Source organism: Shewanella sp. TC10, from assembly GCF_009663145.1.
Lineage (GTDB): Bacteria > Pseudomonadota > Gammaproteobacteria > Enterobacterales > Shewanellaceae > Shewanella.
In genome coordinates, this window is sequence record NZ_VKHR01000083.1 from 1 (window position 1) to 19,650 (window position 19,650).

Annotated in this window: 14 protein-coding genes, 1 tRNA gene, 1 rRNA gene and 2 pseudogenes; 5 read left to right on the forward strand and 13 right to left on the reverse strand. The window is 41.1% G+C overall.

Translation table 11 applies throughout. The features are described from left to right. A 16S ribosomal RNA gene (locus tag FNZ24_RS20075) occupies positions 1-348 on the reverse strand; the annotation flags it as partial. 687 nt (positions 349-1,035) lie between these two features. Here FNZ24_RS20075 and FNZ24_RS20080 point away from each other — a divergent pair. Then, positions 1,036-1,485, forward strand: a complete 450-nt coding sequence (locus FNZ24_RS20080; protein ID WP_153916579.1) for a DUF4124 domain-containing protein — start codon at positions 1,036-1,038, stop codon at positions 1,483-1,485. Between the two features lie 85 nt (positions 1,486-1,570). Here FNZ24_RS20080 and FNZ24_RS20085 read toward each other — a convergent pair whose 3' ends face one another. The 4 genes from FNZ24_RS20085 to rluD all read right to left on the reverse strand — a co-directional run bounded on the left by FNZ24_RS20085 (position 1,571) and on the right by rluD (position 6,553). Beyond that, positions 1,571-1,882, reverse strand: a complete 312-nt coding sequence (locus tag FNZ24_RS20085) for a hypothetical protein (RefSeq protein WP_153916580.1) — start codon at positions 1,880-1,882, stop codon at positions 1,571-1,573. Between the two features lie 204 nt (positions 1,883-2,086). Then, positions 2,087-4,660, reverse strand: a complete 2,574-nt coding sequence (clpB, locus tag FNZ24_RS20090; RefSeq protein ID WP_153916581.1) for an ATP-dependent chaperone ClpB — start codon at positions 4,658-4,660, stop codon at positions 2,087-2,089. A gap of 141 nt (positions 4,661-4,801) precedes the next feature. Then, positions 4,802-5,542: a peptidoglycan editing factor PgeF gene (gene pgeF / locus FNZ24_RS20095; protein ID WP_153916582.1), complete on the reverse strand. Its 741-nt coding sequence runs from the start codon at positions 5,540-5,542 to the stop codon at positions 4,802-4,804. Between the two features lie 36 nt (positions 5,543-5,578). Continuing rightward, positions 5,579-6,553, reverse strand: a complete 975-nt coding sequence (gene rluD / locus FNZ24_RS20100; protein ID WP_153916583.1) for a 23S rRNA pseudouridine(1911/1915/1917) synthase RluD — start codon at positions 6,551-6,553, stop codon at positions 5,579-5,581. Between the two features lie 125 nt (positions 6,554-6,678). Here rluD and FNZ24_RS20105 point away from each other — a divergent pair, with 125 nt between their 5' ends. Next, positions 6,679-7,440 carry an outer membrane protein assembly factor BamD gene (locus tag FNZ24_RS20105; protein ID WP_153916584.1) on the forward strand — a complete coding sequence of 254 codons (762 nt, stop codon included), beginning with the start codon at positions 6,679-6,681 and terminating at the stop codon, positions 7,438-7,440. Positions 7,441-7,598: 158 nt separating this feature from the next. On the opposite strand, the gene FNZ24_RS20110 is transcribed toward FNZ24_RS20105, so the two are convergent. From FNZ24_RS20110 to FNZ24_RS20120, 3 genes are read right to left on the reverse strand one after another with little or no spacing between them, the layout of a single operon-like run. Next, entirely contained in the window at positions 7,599-8,657 is a 1,059-nt protein-coding gene (locus tag FNZ24_RS20110) for a 3-oxoacyl-ACP synthase III family protein (RefSeq protein ID WP_153916585.1), read from the reverse strand. Then, a complete protein-coding gene (locus FNZ24_RS20115) occupies positions 8,648-9,400 on the reverse strand; it encodes a hypothetical protein (RefSeq protein WP_153916586.1) in 753 nt (250 codons plus the stop codon). Before FNZ24_RS20115 ends, FNZ24_RS20110 begins: the two co-directional genes overlap by 10 nt. Continuing rightward, complete coding sequence (locus tag FNZ24_RS20120; protein WP_153916587.1) at positions 9,390-11,819, reverse strand: efflux RND transporter permease subunit; 2,430 nt, start codon at positions 11,817-11,819, stop codon at positions 9,390-9,392. Before FNZ24_RS20120 ends, FNZ24_RS20115 begins: the two co-directional genes overlap by 11 nt. Positions 11,820-12,095: 276 nt before the next feature. Here FNZ24_RS20120 and FNZ24_RS20125 point away from each other — a divergent pair. Further along, positions 12,096-12,171, forward strand: a tRNA-Phe gene (locus FNZ24_RS20125). Positions 12,172-12,423: 252 nt separating this feature from the next. Here FNZ24_RS20125 and recJ read toward each other — a convergent pair. From recJ to brnQ, 4 genes are all read right to left on the reverse strand, one after another. Then, positions 12,424-14,148, reverse strand: coding sequence for a single-stranded-DNA-specific exonuclease RecJ (recJ, locus tag FNZ24_RS20130; RefSeq protein WP_153916588.1), 1,725 nt, complete (start codon positions 14,146-14,148; stop codon positions 12,424-12,426). Positions 14,149-14,286: 138 nt separating this feature from the next. After that, complete coding sequence (dsbC, locus tag FNZ24_RS20135; RefSeq protein ID WP_153916589.1) at positions 14,287-15,015, reverse strand: bifunctional protein-disulfide isomerase/oxidoreductase DsbC; 729 nt, start codon at positions 15,013-15,015, stop codon at positions 14,287-14,289. Between the two features lie 165 nt (positions 15,016-15,180). Further along, positions 15,181-16,083, reverse strand: coding sequence for a site-specific tyrosine recombinase XerD (xerD, locus tag FNZ24_RS20140; RefSeq protein ID WP_153916590.1), 903 nt, complete (start codon positions 16,081-16,083; stop codon positions 15,181-15,183). A 101-nt stretch (positions 16,084-16,184) separates the two neighbouring features. Next, positions 16,185-17,528 (reverse strand): branched-chain amino acid transport system II carrier protein, encoded by a 1,344-nt coding sequence (brnQ, locus tag FNZ24_RS20145; RefSeq protein ID WP_153916591.1) that lies wholly within the window; start codon positions 17,526-17,528, stop codon positions 16,185-16,187. A gap of 450 nt (positions 17,529-17,978) precedes the next feature. On the opposite strand from brnQ, the gene FNZ24_RS20150 reads away from it, so the two are divergent. Beyond that, positions 17,979-18,764, forward strand: coding sequence for a tRNA1(Val) (adenine(37)-N6)-methyltransferase (locus FNZ24_RS20150; protein WP_153916592.1), 786 nt, complete (start codon positions 17,979-17,981; stop codon positions 18,762-18,764). A gap of 91 nt (positions 18,765-18,855) precedes the next feature. Further along, a pseudogene (locus tag FNZ24_RS20155) lies at positions 18,856-19,443 on the forward strand (DEAD/DEAH box helicase); the annotation flags it as partial. 2 nt (positions 19,444-19,445) lie between these two features. Here the strand turns inward: FNZ24_RS20155 and FNZ24_RS20160 are convergent. Next, a pseudogene (locus FNZ24_RS20160) lies at positions 19,446-19,650 on the reverse strand (GTPase); the annotation flags it as partial.

Below are 19,650 nucleotides of genomic sequence, written 5' to 3' on the forward strand. Positions count from 1 at the left end.
CGTAGGAGTCTGGGCCGTGTCTCAGTCCCAGTGTGGCTGATCATCCTCTCAGAACAGCTAGGGATCGTCGCCTTGGTAAGCCATTASCTTACCAACTAGCTAATCCCACCTAGGTTCATCCAATCGCGAAAGGCCCGAAGGTCCCCTCCTTTCCCCCGTAGGGCGTATGCGGTATTAGCAGTCGTTTCCAACTGTTATCCCCCTCGACTGGGCAGATCCCTAGGCATTACTCACCCGTCCGCCGCTCGTCAGCATTGATAGCAAGCTATCAATCTGTTACCGCTCGACTTGCATGTGTTAGGCCTGCCGCCAGCGTTCAATCTGAGCCATGATCAAACTCTTCAATTAAAGTTTTGTTGAGACCTAAGTCTCGGCTCAATGAATTCTGATTACATTATGCAGACTCGGAAGAATCTACATMCTGTTTGTTACATATTGCTATGAACACTCATCGTTACATTGATAATAATTTTGATTGCTKCATTCTTTACGAGAAAGAGTGAGCAATTTCGATTAACTCAACACCTGTGAGTGTCCACACAGATTTACTTGTTTGATTGTTAAAGAGCGTTGACCGTGTTGGTCAGGGATGCGTATTYTACGCTTTCCCTCGTTGGCGTCAAGTGTTTTTTCAAACTTCTTTTTGCCGTTAATTTGAAGTGGTTAAMACCGTCTCAAATCAACCTGACTCAGTGTTTCGCTATTGCGCTCTGCCGTGTCAGTGGATGCGCATTATAGGCAGATTTAGAAACACCGCAAGGGCTTTTTGCAAAAATTATGACAAACCTGACTCAACTGAGCAATAATTAACCACAACGTAGACTTTTCACACTAACCTGCCTGTTTTTTAGTGTATTCGATCGAAATAAACATTAGTGATGAAGTATTAAAATAGGGACTGTGTTGTGCTTAATTGCCATTAATAGCGCCATCGACTCATAACAATATTCATTTAGCTATTGGTTTTATGTGCTATTTAGCCTATTTTAATTTTATTAGGGAAAATTATGCTTCACCATATTGTTAGGAATATCTATGTTCAGTTTACGTCTGCTCGCTTTTTTAGTTTGTTGTACTGTAAGTCATATCAGTTTTGCCACTGTCATTTATACATGGGTAGATAAAGATGGTGTGTCTCATTACAGCCAACAGCCACCAGCAGATGTCGACTCAAAGAAAGTCTACAGTGAAGACATTGAACCTGCACAAGTAGGTTATGTTCCAGTGTTACCCAACACATCAACTTCGAACAACACAAGTCAAGGGTCGGACTTGGCGGCAAAAGCTAAACTCATCAAAGAAAAAGACGCTGAACAAGCTGCTTCAATTTGTGAAAGTGCGAAACACAGTTTAAATGTATTAAGTAGTTATCAACATTTACATCGAAAGGATGCAGAAACAGGTGAAGAGATTGTCATCACCGAAGAAGAAAGACTGGCGCAAATTGAAAAGAATGAAGAACGTAAAAAGCTTTTCTGCAATTAATTTAAATATGCCATAAGCATTTAAAACTAAAAAAGGAGCCCTAGGCTCCTTTTTGTTATTTCACTGTAAATCACGATTGAAATATTTACTGCGCGTTACGCACTGTATACATAGAACGAAACTCACCATCATTACAAGTTTCTGTACCTGAACGCCAACCATCTTCAAATGCATCAATACCAGATAAGGTTTCATCTTTCATAGACTCTAAAGATTCATTGGTTTGCTTTTGCTTCAATGCACCGCTGCAGCCTTTGTTATATCCATAATGATAAAGGCTGTTATATTCCACATTACCGACACCGATAATATCAGATTCACTTTTTTCCGGTGAACTACTACAACCTGTTGCAGCGATTGAGAGTAATGCGATACCTAATACGACAGTTTTCTTCATGGTATTTCCTTTTACTTGAATTTAGGTTGAAGATTAATAACGCCTTTCTAATCAAATTAGTTTAAAAATCACCCACTATCAAGTAGTTCATCCCGGTTATAGTGAATAACTAGCTTGTTCAGTATTTATTGCGCTCAGGTTAAAACGAAAAAAGGAACGATACTTTTGCATCGTTCCTTTCTATATAAAGGTAATACAGTTGAACTACTGTTTAAATGTCAGCAAGCCATCTACAACATCAATGAGAATTGGCTTTCCTGGAAGCAACTCACCTTTTAATAGATGATGCGCTAATGGGTTTTCAATTTCTTGTTGTAATGCCCTTTTAAGTGGACGAGCCCCGTAAGTTGGATCAAAACCAGCTTCTGCAATCAAGGCTAAAGCATTTTTAGAAATAGACATGGTAAAGTCTTTTTCAGCCAAACGTGCTTTTAAGTTTTCTAACTGGATCTCAGCAATATGAGCAATATGCTCAGCCGCTAAAGGATGGAACACGACGGTTTCATCTATTCGGTTTAAAAACTCAGGTCTAAAGCTTTGAGTCACAACATTCATGACTGATGATTTCATTTGTGCATAGTCTTGAGATGCAAAACCATCTTGGATGATGTCAGAGCCTAAATTCGAGGTCATGATGATCACGGTATTTCTAAAGTCTACCGTGCGACCTTGACCATCAGTTAGGCGGCCATCGTCTAGTACCTGAAGTAAAATATTAAACACATCAGGATGCGCTTTCTCGACTTCATCTAATAAGATCACTGAGTAAGGTTTACGACGTACAGCTTCTGTTAAATAGCCGCCTTCTTCATAACCTACATAACCTGGAGGCGCACCGACTAATCTTGAAACCGTATGCTTTTCCATAAACTCTGACATATCGATGCGAACCATGGCAGACTCAGTATCAAATAAGAAACTTGCCAATGATTTACACAACTCGGTTTTACCTACACCCGTTGGCCCTAAAAATAGGAAAGAACCAATAGGACGATTTGGATCTGCAAGTCCTGCTCGGCTGCGTCTTATCGCATTTGATACCGCTTCAACCGCTTCGTTTTGACCTATGACCCTTTGGTGTAGTGCTTGCTCCATTTGCAATAATTTATCACGCTCACCTTCAAGCATTTTCGAAACCGGAATACCTGTGGCTTTTGATAACACTTCAGCAATTTCGGTATCAGTGACTTTATTACGTAATAAGGTCATGTCCTGCATTTCAGCTTGTGAGGCTAAATCAAGTTGCTTCTCTAATTCTGGAATTCGACCATATTGCAACTCTGACATACGAGTTAAGTCACCTGCACGTTTGGCCACTTCCATATCCATACGAGATTGCTCTAAATCAGCTTTGATATGTTGGGTACCAGCTAAGGCAGCTTTTTCTGTATGCCAAATTTCATTCAACTCGCCAGCTTTTTCTTCAACTTGCTTAAGTTCACCTTGTAAATGAGAGAGACGTTTGCGACTAGCATCATCTTCTTCTTTACTTAGCGCTTGCTCTTCAAGCTTTAATTGAATAGCACGGCGATCAAGTCTATCTAACGCTTCTGGTTTCGAGTCAATCTGCATTCGAATACTAGAGGCGGCTTCATCAATTAAATCGATGGCTTTATCAGGTAGCTTTCTGTCTGATATATATCGATGTGACATACTGGCGGCCGCAACAATTGCAGGATCAGTAATCTCAACATGGTGATGGAGTTCATAACGTTCTTTTAAGCCACGTAAGATGGCAATGGTATCTTCAACATTAGGCTCTTCCACCAGCACCTTTTGAAAACGGCGCTCAAGTGCTGCATCTTTTTCAATATACTGACGGTATTCATCTAATGTCGTCGCGCCAACACAGTGTAAGTCACCACGAGCCAGTGCAGGTTTAAGCATGTTACCTGCATCCATCGCACCTTCGCCTTTACCAGCACCGACCATGGTATGAAGTTCATCGATAAATAAAATAACCTGACCTTCTTCTTGGGCAAGTTCATTTAAAACTGCTTTTAAGCGTTCTTCAAATTCACCACGATATTTAGCACCAGCGATTAATGCGCCCATATCTAAAGATAATACACGCTTATTTTTAATACCCTCTGGTACTTCGCCATTCACTATACGCTGCGCTAAACCTTCAACAATTGCAGTTTTACCCACACCAGGCTCACCAATTAATACTGGGTTATTTTTACTGCGGCGTTGCAGAACTTGAATCGTACGGCGAATCTCTTCATCACGACCAATAACAGGGTCAAGTTTGCCTTGCTCTGCGCGTTCAGTGAGATCGACTGTGAACTTATTTAATGCTTGGCGTTGATCTTCAGCGTTGGGATCATCCACTTTTTGACCGCCGCGAATTTGTTCTATGGTGGTTTCTAACAATGCTTTAGTCGCGCCAGCATCTTTCAGCGACTTACTTAACGCATCAGTTCCTTCAAGCGCTGCCATGACAAACAGCTCTGAAGAGATATATTTGTCTTTGCGCTTTTGCGCTAATTTGTCACACAAGTTTAGTAAGCGAATAAGGCCTTGGGATAATTGGATATCACCGCCAGTACCTTCAACTTGTGGCAAACGTTCTAACTCTTGGCTTAACGATGAACGCAGGCCACTCACATTAATCCCTGCCTGAGTTAGCAAAGGATGAATTGAACCTGAGTCTTGATTTAATAACGCCATCATCAAATGAATAGGTTCAATAAACTGATGATCACGCCCTAATGCCAAAGATTGGGCATCTGAAATAGCGATTTGAAATTTGTTGGTCATACGATCGAGTCTCATACGGCCTCCTAAACAATTTAATAAAAACGGAATGTTTTGATAATTAAAATATGGGGATGTTTATGAATAATTCAATCTTGAAAAACAAATTCAGTACATTAGTGTTAGATTAATTGATTCAGATCAAATCGAAAAAATAGATTAAGACTTTAACCAAATTAAAGAAGCCATCCGACCTGTTTGCTGATCGCGGCGATACGAGAAGTAATCATGGTTTGTAAAGGTACAGGTATCTGCACTAAAGACTGTTTCTATACCCATAGTTGATAAGCGTAATTTGGCTAGTCCGCTTAAGTCTGCTAAATACTTGGCACCATGCGGGGCAAAGTATTTACTCGCATTAGTATCATGCTGTTCAAATTGCTGCTTCACTTCTGCACCAACTTCAAACGCTTCAGGACCAATTGCCGGACCTAAATAAGCCATGATGTCAGCTTTTTCACCGCTAAATTTATTAACTGCGGCTTCAATAACGCCATCACATAACCCACGCCAGCCAGCATGAACAGCAGCGACTTGTGTCCCTTCTTTGTTGCATAACAGCACAGGTAAACAATCTGCTGTCATTATTGCTAATGACAAATGAGGTGATGATGTATAACTACCATCAGCTTTAGGAGGGAGTTTATTGGCTAATGATGCGGCTGATAAATGAGAGCAATCAATAATCTCAGTTCCGTGAACTTGGTCTAGCCATAGTAAAGGGGCACTTAAGCAAAGCTGCTGTTGTATCAAGACCCGGTTAGCTAATACATCAGACATTTCGTCACCCACATGCAAACCTAAATTAAGGCTGTCAAAAGGAGACTTGCTTACACCGCCATGACGATTCGTCATAGCGATGCCTACATTATCAGGAACTGGCCAACTGGCTTTATACACGTAGTGCCCTTTTATCTGACGCTATATTGTCAGAGCTTATAGATACTCTATTGGATTTTCTTCAGTATCTTTACGCATTGCTTTTGCAAGCATTTGCATATCTTCAGGAATAGGCGCCTGCCACGACATGATTTCATGAGTGAAAGGATGCGCTAATTCTAAACGGACTGCGTGCAAAGCCTGACGATTAAAGTTTTTCAAAATATCAAAAAACTCTGGGCTGGCTTTTTTAGGCGGACGAGGACGACCACCATAAACAGGATCGCCTACTAATACATGACCAATGTAATCCATATGCACACGAATTTGGTGAGTACGGCCTGTTTCAAGGCGTAGTCTTAATCGAGTGTGTGCACGGAATTTTTCTGCTACACGGTAATGGGTAACAGATGGACGGCCACCTGCGATCACAGCCATTTGGGTGCGACGCGTTTCATGACGCTCAATCGGCTCATCAACTGTGCCACCAGCAGTCATAGTACCAATAACAATTGCTTCATATTCACGTACGATGTCGCGAGCTTGCAATGCGGTAACTAAATGGGTCTGTGCTTCAACGGTTTTGGCTACAACCATTAAACCTGTGGTGTCTTTATCTAAACGATGAACAATACCCGCACGTGGGACATGCTCAATATCGGGACAGTGATGCAATAAAGCATTCAATAAAGTGCCATCAGCATTGCCAGCACCTGGGTGAACCACTAAGCCAGCTTGCTTATTAACAACGATAATATGCTCGTCTTCATAGACAATATTAAGCTCAATATTCTGCGCTTTATCTTTTACTTCTTCTTCAAGCGTTGCTTCTACCGCAATTAACTGCGACTCTAGTACCTTCTCACGAGGTATATCGACAACAACGCCATCGACTGAAACTGCACCAGATAGGATCCATTCTTTGATGCGTGTACGGGAATAATCAGGGAACAATTCAGCCAAAGCTTGGTCTAATCGAAGACCTGTTTGGATTGCCGTGATCTCGCTTTTTAGGTTAATCTCTTGTGTCATAGGAACCGTACCCCTTTTTTGGGGTCCAAAGTGAATGTGCTATCTGTTACAATCGGATTGTTTTCTATTTTACAGTGAAATGGAAAAATTCTTAACAACAACTTATAAAAGAATTGAATTTACATATGTCTAAATTTGCCAAAGGCGCCGCCCTAGTATTGTTTTCATTAGCTTTATCAGCTTGTAGTACCTCAAAAGGTTTTGAAGATGAAGACCTCAATGGTAAGTCACCAGAGGGACTTTATGCCCAAGCAAGAACCTCAATGGAGCTTGGAAACTATTCTAAAGCAGTAAGAACCCTTGAAGCTTTAGACTCTCGTTACCCATTTGGTCCGCATAAAACTCAAGTTCAACTTGATATGATTTTTGCGTATTACAAGATGGATGACGTTGCATCTGGCATCGCCAATATCGACCGTTTTTTACGCTTAAACCCTACGCACCCTGATATCGATTACGTCTATTATATGCGTGGTTTAACAAATATGCAGGCTGATAATTATCTTTTCCATGACATGATGAATATCGACCGTACCGATCGCGATCCTAAAAATGCTCAAGATGCCTTTAAAGATTTTGATCGTTTAATTAAAAGCTACCCAAATAGTAAATATGCAGCTGACGCTCACCAGCGCATGCAGTACCTTAAAAACCGTTTAGCACAGTACTCGATTAAAGTTGCTGAGTATTACATAAAAATGGAAGCTTGGAGTGCGGCAGCTGTTCGTGCTCAATCAGTAATGGAACAGTTCCCAGGCACTCCTGCTACAGAGCGAGCACTGGAGATTATGTCTGAAGCTTACGGTGAATTAGGGCAAGATCAGTTAAAACAAAATGTATTAACTGTAATGGCTGCAAACTTCCCTGATAATAAAGAGCTTAACTAACCAAAGTTTAGTTACTCATTTTAGTGACTTATTTTAGTGACTTATTTTAGTGACTTATTTTAGTGACTTATTTTAGTGACTAGTTTAGTGACTTTTTAAAACACTAATTGAAAGCCCGCAATGATTGTTGCGGGCTTTTTCATTATTCAGTTTTGCCGTTAAGCATTTCGATGCTCATACACAAAGCCGCCATAAAGGTATTTAGTTGCCTCAGCCCCAAGTACTGCAACTTTATCTCCTTCGTTTAATTTACCAGAGTGTATTAAGTTCGATAGGCTCACCCAGATTGCTGCAGAGCCTAAATTACCGAACTGTTTCGCATCATTAATGATTCTATCTGGTGTAATACCTAGCGCCTCAGCCATTAACACATCAATATGACCATTCGCTTGATGGGGCAAAATATAGGCAAAATCATTTAAATGATAACCGCGGCTTTGTAATGCTTGCCAGCCGAGTTCAAATAACTGACTCCCCTGCTCCCTCACTGCATGGATGTTATGATGAAAACGCGCCATGCGCTTTTCGCCAACATCATCTGAACCACTATCTAAATAAAACCCAGGCTGCTTTTGATGACCTATTTGTCCTAAATAAATATCAGAAATTTTGGCTTTTCCACTCAATGCTGGGCCCAATATTGTGGCGGCTGCACCATCACCCATTTGCACATAATTGACCAATTGCTCAGTATCGATAAATGATTTATCCATATCAAAATAAACCGAGCCGGTTTCTACACCAACTATCGCTACTGGTTGCTGATTTACGGCACAAAAAGCGGAAGCAATCTGTAAACCATTAGCAAAGCCTGTACATGCTTGCCTTAACTCTAAGTAAGGGCCGTGGTATGCCATAACATCAGCGAGCCATGCAGCATTAGGTGGTACTTGTGTATGCGGAGTACAAGTGTGAGTAATTAAATAATCTAGCTCGCTCGCCGTTAGATCCGCGCTTGATAAAGCTTGGGCAATAACCTGTTGGCTTAATTCAATACTAGTGGGTGAAGCTGAACTCGTCGCTTTGGATAAATCCCTCACTAAATAACGGCCTTCTATCCCCAAACGTTTCGCGATGCTTTTCGCTTTACGCGCATTCAACCGACCAGCTTGCTTAGATAAACAGCCCAATAAGGTTTCATTATCGATATGACAACCAGGCAATTGATGAGCAATTGAGTATAAGGACAAATCATGTTGGGCAAATTTTACTGCCATTTTTCCTCCAGTTTTTGCTGTAGGGAATCTAAACACACTCCCATATGTTCAAAAGCATTGCCTTGACTGCTCAACAGTTGGAATAAGTGTTGAGTAATAAATTCTTGTTGCTGACAAAAATCTGAATGACTGGCACCGAGTTCAATCGCGTGATGACGGCTGATATAAACATGTTTGGCTTCATCCTTTTTGATTAAACCGCATAGCTGGCTAAAAGGGTGATGCAAACCTAAATGGCTATGTTCAAATGCCTGCATGATTTGAGTGACGCAGGTATCTAAAATTGCAATTCGCACAAAGTGCTCTTGGTAATCATCAACACGACTGAGGCTAGTATAAAAACGCTTTGCAAGTCGCTGCACCTTTGAAACAGTTTCTATTTCAGGCAAATTGTCAGCAACACTTTGCAGTGCAATATCATGTCGGCATTCATCTGATTCAACTTCCACTAGCGATATAATGATTTTTTCTGAATCTATAGATGACACAGAATGACCATTTACCAAGTTATTAGTCATCGAATTAGTACGTAACCTAATAATTTCTTGATTAAACACTAGTTGAGCGGACTGCTCTCCACATAACAACAATGGCAGTAGGTGTGCCATTGATTCTGCTTGACTATCATTAAATGACAGAGGCGTATGACCTAATTGATTTATCCAATCTTGCAGACGCAGAGCATTGTTCCCATTTGAGATTTTAGGTGATGTTTTTTTACCAAAGCAGCGACTAATGCTCATATTGGGACTCATTTTTATGACTTTTATTGGGACTTGTATTGGGATTCATATTAGAACTCACGAAAAAGCGTCTCCATTGATGATAAATAACAGGCAACACCAAAACATCAAAAAGCCACGCGAGACTAATGACTAAACAAGACAGCATACTGAGTTGTGCTATGGGGGCAAAGTCAGACGCTAAACCAATGCCAAACCCCAATACTAAGGTTAAGCTAGTAAAGCTAATGACAGGGATAATGGCGGCATATTTAGGCCAGAATGAAAGAAACGAATTAGCTTTATTTGGCTGGGGCAGTTTTAATAACAGGTGTAAAGTATCATCAACAATGATACCTAACATGATGCCCAATACGACTGCACTACCAATGCTGATATAGCCACCCATTATTTGCCAAGCACCAAATACCCAAAGCAAGGGTAAAAAGTTAACCATCAATCCTATTAAAGCAAATACCACACTGCGTTTAATCATCCCAATAATGATACTGAGCATGAGTAATGCAACGACAAACGACCACAACATATTTTTTGCGTTCTCAATGGATAAATGCGCAAAAAGGAGGTTACTTCCAAGTGCTGGACTCACCATTAAATCTGCACGATTATCAAACAGCCAAGATGACACTCTATCTTCAAATTCAATCATTTGCCTTGCAGTTAAAGGAGCAAGATAAATAGTCAATAAGCTTGATTGATAGTGCGCAGAAACTTCGCTGTTAAGTCCCAATTCTTGTACTGAGTTTTGGCTGACGACTTGCTTAAATCGACTTTGACTTAATCCAGCGCTTTTAACCCAATCACCAATATGAGTCACTTTATTCACTTCGGGTTGTTGTTTTAAATAGCGGCTAAATTGATATAAGAAAGCTAAGTAAGCTTTATCGTATATTTGATGAGGTTCGGTGCTAACTTCATAATGAATAAGATTCACTCCATCAAAGTATTGCTGCATCTTTTGTTTCGATTGGCTAAAAGGGTTGTCTTTTGGGAAGTAGCTCAGAGGATCATCATTAAGCTCAAGCTTGGTGACGCTAAATGATGCAAGGACAGAGATAACAGCAACAGTAAGCAATAAACTTTTTGGATATTTTATGGCAACTCTTGCTATCGGCTCAGCTGAGAAAAAAGTTTTAGCAGCAACGCTGGTTTTCTTATTATTCCCATTGTTTAAGGTATTAATCGCTTTTTTATTTCGCCCGTAATTAACCACAATAACCGTTAAGCTATGGCATAGCAGATAATGACAAAGTACGGCAACAGCCACTAAAGCGCCAAAGGATTGAATGGGTGGTGAGGGACTAAAACCGAGCAAGCCGAAACCCAACATAGTGGTTAATGTGGCATAAAATAGCGGTAACTTGTTATGCTCAAAACTAAATTTTAGCGCTTCAAGCTCACCTTGATGAACTGCTCGCTGCCAAGCCAAATATAAATGTGCAGAATAAGCTAATGACAATGTGATAATAATGACGGGAATAAACGCACTGATTGCGGCTATGGTTAAATTAAACCAACCTGCGATGCCAAGGGTAAAAATAAGCGTGGCCAAGCAATTTAACCCTATCGCCAGTAGCCATATTCTAGCCCGAATGAAAAAAGCAGCCATTAGTGTAATGACCAGTAATAAGCTTGGGGCAAACCAAGATAAATCATGTCGCAACACTTTAGCGTACTGCCAGTTAAGCGCCTGCTCACCGCTCAAATAGATATTCACCGTGCTTTTTTGTACGGGCTTTTCTTCGACTACTTTTTGGTTGCCAGCTTTTTCATAAAGTGGAATCCCAGCATCCATCCCTTGTTTGTCAGTGACATTTACCTCAGACGACCAGTACGTTTTTGCTCTATCCAATAAATTTTCTATCTTAGTTTCTCGCCAAAGGGTGTTATTGGCGAAAGTATGCTTATCAGCGTCACTGAAACTAATGTTTAGCAAAATAGCTAAACCAGAATCAGATATGACTAGAGGTAATCTAGGATGTTGTTTATAACTCAATAAGAAAGCTGAACGATTTACGGAAGATTTAAGACTTGAATCGTCGGCCATAGAGCTAGAGATATTAGCGTCTGAGATATTAGCACCAGAGATAAATGAGGCATATCCTCCGACATTAGCAATATCATCACTGCTTTGTAACAGCTTGATAAATTGTAATAAGCGAGCTTGTTGCTGTGGTTGACGCCAGTCTTGTTGGTTTTCTAATAATAATAGTAAATTATTGGATTGTTCAAACTGGCTGTTCAGCTGTTGATAACCAATAAAGCCTGCATCATCATGGGCAAAATAATCATTAAAATTGACATCAAGGCTTATTCTAGTCACACCTAACAGACTTAAAATGACTATAAACGACACAGCAAAACATACCCATAGCGGGTGTTTTTGCGATCGATTAATCAATGCCATTTGCCAATTCAATAGCTAGCTCCTAGTGTAAATTTGTGCTGTTATCCATAATATTCAATCAATAAGACCTCCCTTAGGCGGTTTTCTATTCAACCTTAGGCAAAAAAGTTCACCAATAGCTTAAGTTAAGCACTATGGTTGCTTTGACAGATAGACCTATTTGAACGATTAGCTTTAGCTGAACATTTGAGCCTTTTGTGGGATTCTTAGTCAAACACACCTAAAAACAGCGTTAAAAATAAAAAAAAGTTGACTATAGACCGCAAAAAACGTTTAATTGCGTCCGTCGCCCGAATAGCTCAGTCGGTAGAGCAGAGGATTGAAAATCCTCGTGTCCCTGGTTCGATTCCGGGTTCGGGCACCATATTTAGATTTGGTGGCTAACGCGACCAAATAACAAAAAAGCCTCGCAATGCGAGGCTTTTTTGTATCTGTCACTTCTACATACGCTTACTTTAGTCATAAAAAACCAGTGAGGCAATCAACAGCACAGCTCTTGGCTAAACTATCGTTATTTAAGTGACTGGTTTATTTAAGTGACTTGAGCAAGTCACTTACTCAGATTGTGACTTCAAGTCACTTGCTCAAGTTGATCGTTTTGGAAGTGCGCTTAAGGTTAAGCAGGTTCGATATAGTCAACCAGCATTTGTACCGTTTGATTGCCTCTAAACTCATTCACATCAAGTTTATAAGCGACCCTCGCATGTTTAATCGTCGCATCTGGCCAAGTCGCTAAATCGACATTAAAGGCAATAGCATCCATCATGACTGAACCGCAATCAGTTTCAAGCACCAGTTTCAAATGTTTTTCACCAACAATTCTTTGCTGAATAACACTGAAGTAACCATCAAATAAAGGTTCTTCAAATGACTGTCCCCAAGGACCAGATTCACGTAATAGAAATGCTGTTTCAAGGTTCATCAATTGAACCGGTAATTCGCCATCTGATAACACTTCACCAGTGAGTTGCTCAGGCTTAAGTACTTCTCGCACGGCTTTATCGTAGGCAGCTTCAAACTCAGCAAATGCATCAGCTCGCAGTGATAAACCTGCAGCCATGGCATGACCACCAAATTTGATAATCATACCTGGATGACGACTGTTGATGAGCTCAAGTAAGTCGCGCATGTGCAAACCTTTAATTGAGCGTGCCGAGCCTTTTATCTCGCCATCTCCAGCGTCAGCAAAAGCAATCACCGGTCGATGGTATTTATCTTTGATGCGCGACGCTAAAATCCCGATAACCCCTTGATGCCAATCATCTTGGAAAATGGCTAGTCCCCAAGGTAACTTTGATTCATCTAAGGTGAGTTTTTGTAAGCTTTTAAGCGCTTCTTGCTGCATTCCTGCTTCGAGTTCGCGGCGTTCGCCATTTAAACCGTCAAGCTCATCAGCCATTCTTCTCGCGAGCATCATGTCTTCACATAATAAGGTTTCAACCCCTAACGCCATTTCATCGAGTCTGCCAGCGGCATTAAGACGAGGGCCTACAGCAAAACCAAAATCTGATGCAACGATTCGCTGAGGACTACGTTTAGCGACTTCTAATAAGGCGGTTATCCCAACGCGGCAACGGCCATTTTTAACTCGCTGCAAACCAGCTTGAACCAATATGCGATTATTACTATCAAGTGACACAACATCGGCAACTGTGCCTAATGCCACAATATCGAGCAAACTACCAAGGTTAGGCTCAGCAATTTGATTTAGCCGATACCAATCTCGACTCTTCAGCTCGGCTCTTAATGCTGACATTAAGTAAAATGCGACTCCAACTCCGGCAATCGATTTACTAGCAAACTGACAGCCCTCTTGATTCGGGTTCACAATCGCATCAGCTGCTGGCAAACTTTTCCCTGGAAGGTGATGATCAGTAACAACCACTTGCATACCCAGTTGTTTTGCTGCTGCGACACCATCAATTGAAGAAATCCCATTATCAACAGTAATCAGTACCTCTGCGCCTTTTGATTGTGCCACGGCGACTATTTCAGGACTTAAGCCATAACCATAGTCGAACCGGTTAGGTATAAGGTAATCAATCTTTGTGGCTCCCATCATCCGTAACGCTAATAAGCACACACTGGTTGAGGTGGCGCCATCTGCGTCAAAGTCGCCGACGATTAATATCGACTTCTGCCCCGCTATCGCATCAGCAATAATCACCGCCGCTTCTGGCAATCCCAACATAGTGTCAGGCCTAAGTAACTTAGACAGACTTAATTCACAACCCGTTAAGTCAACATTACGGCGGGCATAGAGCTGCTTTAATAAAGGGTGAATAGTCTCGGGTAAATGACTGTCATCTACGTCTGAACGGCGGACAATTTTGTGGGCCACAAATAAACCTTATCGAAAAATGGGAACAGAACAAAAGCAAGATAACAAAAAAGGCGAGCTATGTGCTCACCTTTTGTTGAATTTACTCGACTAAATTAAGTCATCGACGAATTAAAATTATCCGATAACCCTAACAAATTAAATGTTAGTTTTAATGGTTTTCAATAATGCTTCTGGTGGTTGGTAACCTGGTACTAATACACCATTTTCTAACACGATTGCTGGGGTTCCATTAATACCAAACGCCTGACCTAAACGGTACTGCTCTTCAATATTAGCATCACAACTTGCCGCTTTAACATTGCCGCCAGTTTTAGCATCTGTCATAGCTTTTAAAGGATCTTTTGCACACCAAACCGCTTCCATTTCTTGCGCATTAGCAGATGGGAATCCAGCGCGAGGGAAAGCTAAGTAACGTACAGTAATGCCTAAGTCGTTATAACCGTCCATTTCTTGGTGAAGCTTGCGACAATAACCACAATCGACATCAGTAAAAATCGTCACTACGTGTTTTTCATCTTTCGCTTTATAGACCAACATGTCTTTTTCAAATGGCTTAAGCATATCGATACGCGGGCCAGCAAGAGCAGCTTCAGTTAAGTTTTGCATGCCGTTTTTCAGATCGTACATATTGCCATGAATTAGCTTTGTTCCGTCAGGCGATACATACAATACACCGCGGTCAGTGAATGCTTGGTAAAGTCCATCAATAGGCGAAGATTGGATTTTCAACACATTGACACCAAGTACATCAGATACTTGGCTTTTCAATTCAGCTTCATTGGGAATATCTGTTGCAGAAGCTGCCTGTAGCAGTGGGGCAACAGCTAGCGTAATCGCGAAAGAAAATGCTTTAGTTAACTTCATTAATTAATCCTATTGGGTAAAACTGACTGTCTCAGCTAATACATAGACCTGATATTGTCGGCAAAAGTTACAGACAATGTTTTATTAAAGCAACCTTAACTGCCTCATAGCAGGCTACATGTAACATATTTAATGTAACCAAGGGTAACTTATTCAAAATAAGCATCAACCTCTTGGGTGATGCTCACTATGTAATTGTTGTAACCTCGCCTTGGCAACATGGGTATAAATCTGTGTTGTAGATAAATCACTGTGCCCTAATAATAACTGCACTACACGTAAATCGGCGCCGTGATTTAATAAATGAGTCGCAAATGCATGACGGAGTGTATGGGGGGATAAATGACTGTTAATTCCAGCTCGAACGGCATACAACTTAATTCGATGCCAAAAGGTTTGTCGAGTCATCATTTGGCCACGCTTTGACGGAAATAGTACATCACTTTGTTTGTTATTAAGTAACTCAGCCCTTGCAGCTAATAAGTATTGCTCTACCTCGGTAACAGCGAGCTCTCCTAACGGTACTAGGCGCTCTTTGCCACCTTTACCAACTATTCTCACTAGCCCTTGACGCAAACTGATTTGCTCAAGCGTCAGACTGACTAACTCCGTTACCCGCAGGCCTGTTGCATACAACAATTCCAACATAGCTTTATCACGGCATTCAACGGGATCTTCGACATTGGGTTCATCAAGTAATGCATCTATTTGCTTTTCACTTAAGGCAACTGGAAGCTTGCGTGCAAGTTTAGGGGATTCAATCAAACTGGTTGGGTCAACATCAATGGTTTGCTTTACGATTAAATATCCATAAAAACGTCTAAGACTACTCAGCAATCTAGCCGTGCTCGTTTTGGCAAAATCATTATCAACCCGATATGCCAAATAATCACGAATGGTTAACTGCTCGACATCAATCAAACGCATGCTCTGATTAAGAACAAAGCGTTCAAAATGCCTTAGGTCAGTTCGGTAAGATGCTAACGTATTATCACTTAAGCCTTTGGTGGACCAAAGGTCATCTAAAAACGCATCAATGATAGGATCAGCTTGGTAGTTATCAGTCACTTTTTTTCCTAAAAAAACAGCGTTACTCCACATGAAGTAACGCTGTTAGTGTAACTAAAACGGGTTTAGTTTGACAAAATTTACCGTCGGTAAGTTGTCAATTAACTTGCTGCAACCGTTTGGTTTTTAGCTGGGACAAATAAACATGCAACCATTACGATAGCAACAGGTAATAACCAAGCCATTCCTTCAGCGTGTAATGGCATAAAGCTTAAGAAGTTAATTTCAAAGCCAGCTGCTTTTAAGCCATCAAACACACCGAAGAATAGTGCAACCGATAATACTAAACGGTGAGAAAATTCAGGTCGAGCAAAACGTTCAGTTAAGAATGTCACTGCAACTAATGCAATCGCTACAGGGTAGATGGTCATCAATACAGGAATACTGATATTAATTAACTGAGTTAACCCTACGTTCGCTACAGTGGCGCACACTAAGCTGAAAAAGATAACGAAAGCTTTATATGAAATCTTCGGCAGTATCTCATTGAAGTATTCAGAACACGCTGTGATTAGGCCCACCGCAGTCGTTAAACAAGCAATGCTAACAACAGCCGCAAGTAAAATCGTACCCATAGTGCCAAATTCATGGGTCACGTAGTTAGTTAAGATCTGGCCGCCATTTTCTGCGCCTTTAGCGATATCACCCGCCGTCGCGCCTAAATAGAATAAAGAGATATAAACAAAGGCTAAACCTGAAGCAGCAATAATAGCAGCACGAACTAGGTAACGGGTTTGAGCTTTAGACTCAGTGATACCTTTCTTACGCAAAATATCGATAATTAACATACCGAAAATCACTGAAGCTAGGGTATCCATGGTGTTATAACCTTCTAAAATACCTTTAGAAAGTGGACTGGTAATATAGTCACCAGTGGCGGCACCAATTGCAGCACTAGGAGTAACAATGACCGATACAGCTAAACCAACTAATAAGAAGATTAGAATTGGCGTTAATACCTTACCAACACTGTCGAGTAATTTACCTGGGTATAACGACAACACCATAGCTAAAGCAAAAAATGCGATGGTATAAAGTAGTTGCGCTTTATTAAGTGCCAAAGCACCTACCTGAATAACAGCTTCGGCATTGTCTAAAAATGGGCGTGCACCGATTTCAAAAGCCACTAAACCAGTACGAGGCGCCGCGAAAGCAGGGCCAATAATAATGTAGATAGAGACAGCAAGTGCTGTTGCTGCAAAGGCTGGTAACATCGCCATGACCTTACCGTTTGCTTTAGCAACAGCAATAAGACCTGCAAGAGGTAAACCCACGGCAGTAACAAGAAAGCCTAGCATTGCCAGCGTCATATTCTCGCCAGCTAACATACCTGCAAAAGGAGGAAAGATTAAGTTACCTGCTCCTAAGAAAAATGCGAAAGTCATAAAGCCTAAGCCCAATGTATCGCCAATACTCATATTACTGTTTTGCACAAAATGCCCCATCTTGTTGTTTTGTTTTTTAACAAACTTAAGTGATTAACCACTAATTAGCTACCGCTAATCAAATCCGACCTGTAAGAATGTAAACTATAAATTACACTTCATCGTATTAAAAACTACTCACAAATGGTTATAAAAAAGCCACTTTGTCGATTTCAAATTACCCATTTGTGAGTCGGATTTCATTTTACTGCCATTTAAATGCGTTAGACGCCTTTAAACGGGTAGGAACTAATATCAAATCGCGTTTAGATTAACAAGCGCAAATCCAGCACTATCTAAAAATAACCTTTATCTGAAAACAAGCTTAAAACCCACAAAACATTCTTGCTACAGTGCAACCACATCGCCTGAATTTAGCAACATTGGTGCAACGCCATTTTTCTGGGATAATTAATAGAAAAGCAGTTACCATTAACGCTCCAAAGCACATCAGTCATATCAGAATAAACAATGCCATTTACCTTTAAGCAATTTCACATTGAAGATAGCCACTGCGGGATGCCTGTCAGTACTGACGGGGTCATTTTAGGTGCATGGGCGAAACTACCGCTCGCCAATAAAGACTATTGCTATCGAATTCTGGATATTGGAGCAGGCAGTGGATTATTGTCTTTAATGATAGCCCAGCGAGTTGAAAACCCTCATGTAGAGATACAGGCTGTCGAACTTGAAGATGGCGCTGCTCAAGATTGTCAATTTAACTTTGCCCAAAGCCCTTGGAGCCAGCAGCTTTCTCTCAAGCATTGCAGCATTCAACAATTTACAGATGATAGCCTCAAATCGAAAGCTGCATTGTTTGACGCCATTATTTGCAATCCACCTTATTTTGATAATGGTCCTCAATCTGAAGCTAAACGTCGTGCTACAGCAAGACATACTGACACTCTCAGTTTCGAAACTCTCCTTAGTCATACTCAACAGTTACTTGCACAAACTGGCATGGCGAGTTTCATCATTCCAACTCAGAGTGAATTAGGCTTTCTGGCGGCGCTTGCACACACTAAGCTTGCTATTAGTCATAGAACCACTATCAGCACTGTTGAAACAAAAGCACCTAGCAGACTGCTATTGGCACTCAAACATGCATCTTGTTTAAATGCATCATCGAATAGCCTTCAACAAAAAGCGCAATCAGAAAATGTAGTTATTAGCGATAATTTAGTTATTACCGATAATAAAGGTCAGTACACTGAGACCATGAGCCAACTTTGCCGCGACTTTTATTTGAAACTTTAAGGTTTAATCTGCTTTTGCCCCATTAGTCTCTCGCTGAGATTAACAACTTAGGTTATAATGTCTGGCTATCAATCAGTGAGACCCAAAGCGCATGCTATTTGAAGATTTTGACCTCGATCCCCGCCTATTAGACTCCCTAAAGGCCATGGGACATTTAAGCCCGACTACCGTTCAACAACAAACTTTGCCAATGGCAATGGAACAACGGGATATTTTAGCTAAAGCGCCTACAGGTACAGGTAAAACTGCAAGCTTCTTGCTGCCAGCTTTACAACACTTGATTGACTTCCCACGTCGCTTTAATGGCCAAGCCAGAATATTAATTCTGACGCCGACCCGTGAACTTGCCAGCCAAATCCACCGCTATGCTTGCCACTTGGCAACCGATCTTGAGTTAGATGTTGGGATCATTACTGGTGGTGTGCCTTACGGCCCACAGGAAGAACAACTTGAAGAAAATATCGATCTATTAATCGCCACACCTGGTCGTTTAATGGAATACCTCGATAAAGGCCAATTTGAAGCAACTGAAGTTGAAATGCTGATTATTGATGAAGCAGACCGCATGCTAGACATGGGCTTTTCATCAGTCGTTGAAACCATTGCGATTGAGGCACAAGGCCGTAAACAAAATATGCTTTTCTCTGCCACCTTAGAAGGTAGCGGTGTTGCTCGTTTTGATAGTTTACGCAAAGTCGGATCCAGTGTGGCGAACAACTGATCCGCTGCATAGACTTCTGAAGCGGTTAACGCATTAAACAGCGTAGACTTACCCGCATTGGTGTAACCCACCAATGAAACAGTCGATAAATCACTGCGTTTACGCGAACGGCGACTCTGTTCACGCTGCTTATCTACTTTTTCGAGTCGACGATTAATGCTTWKA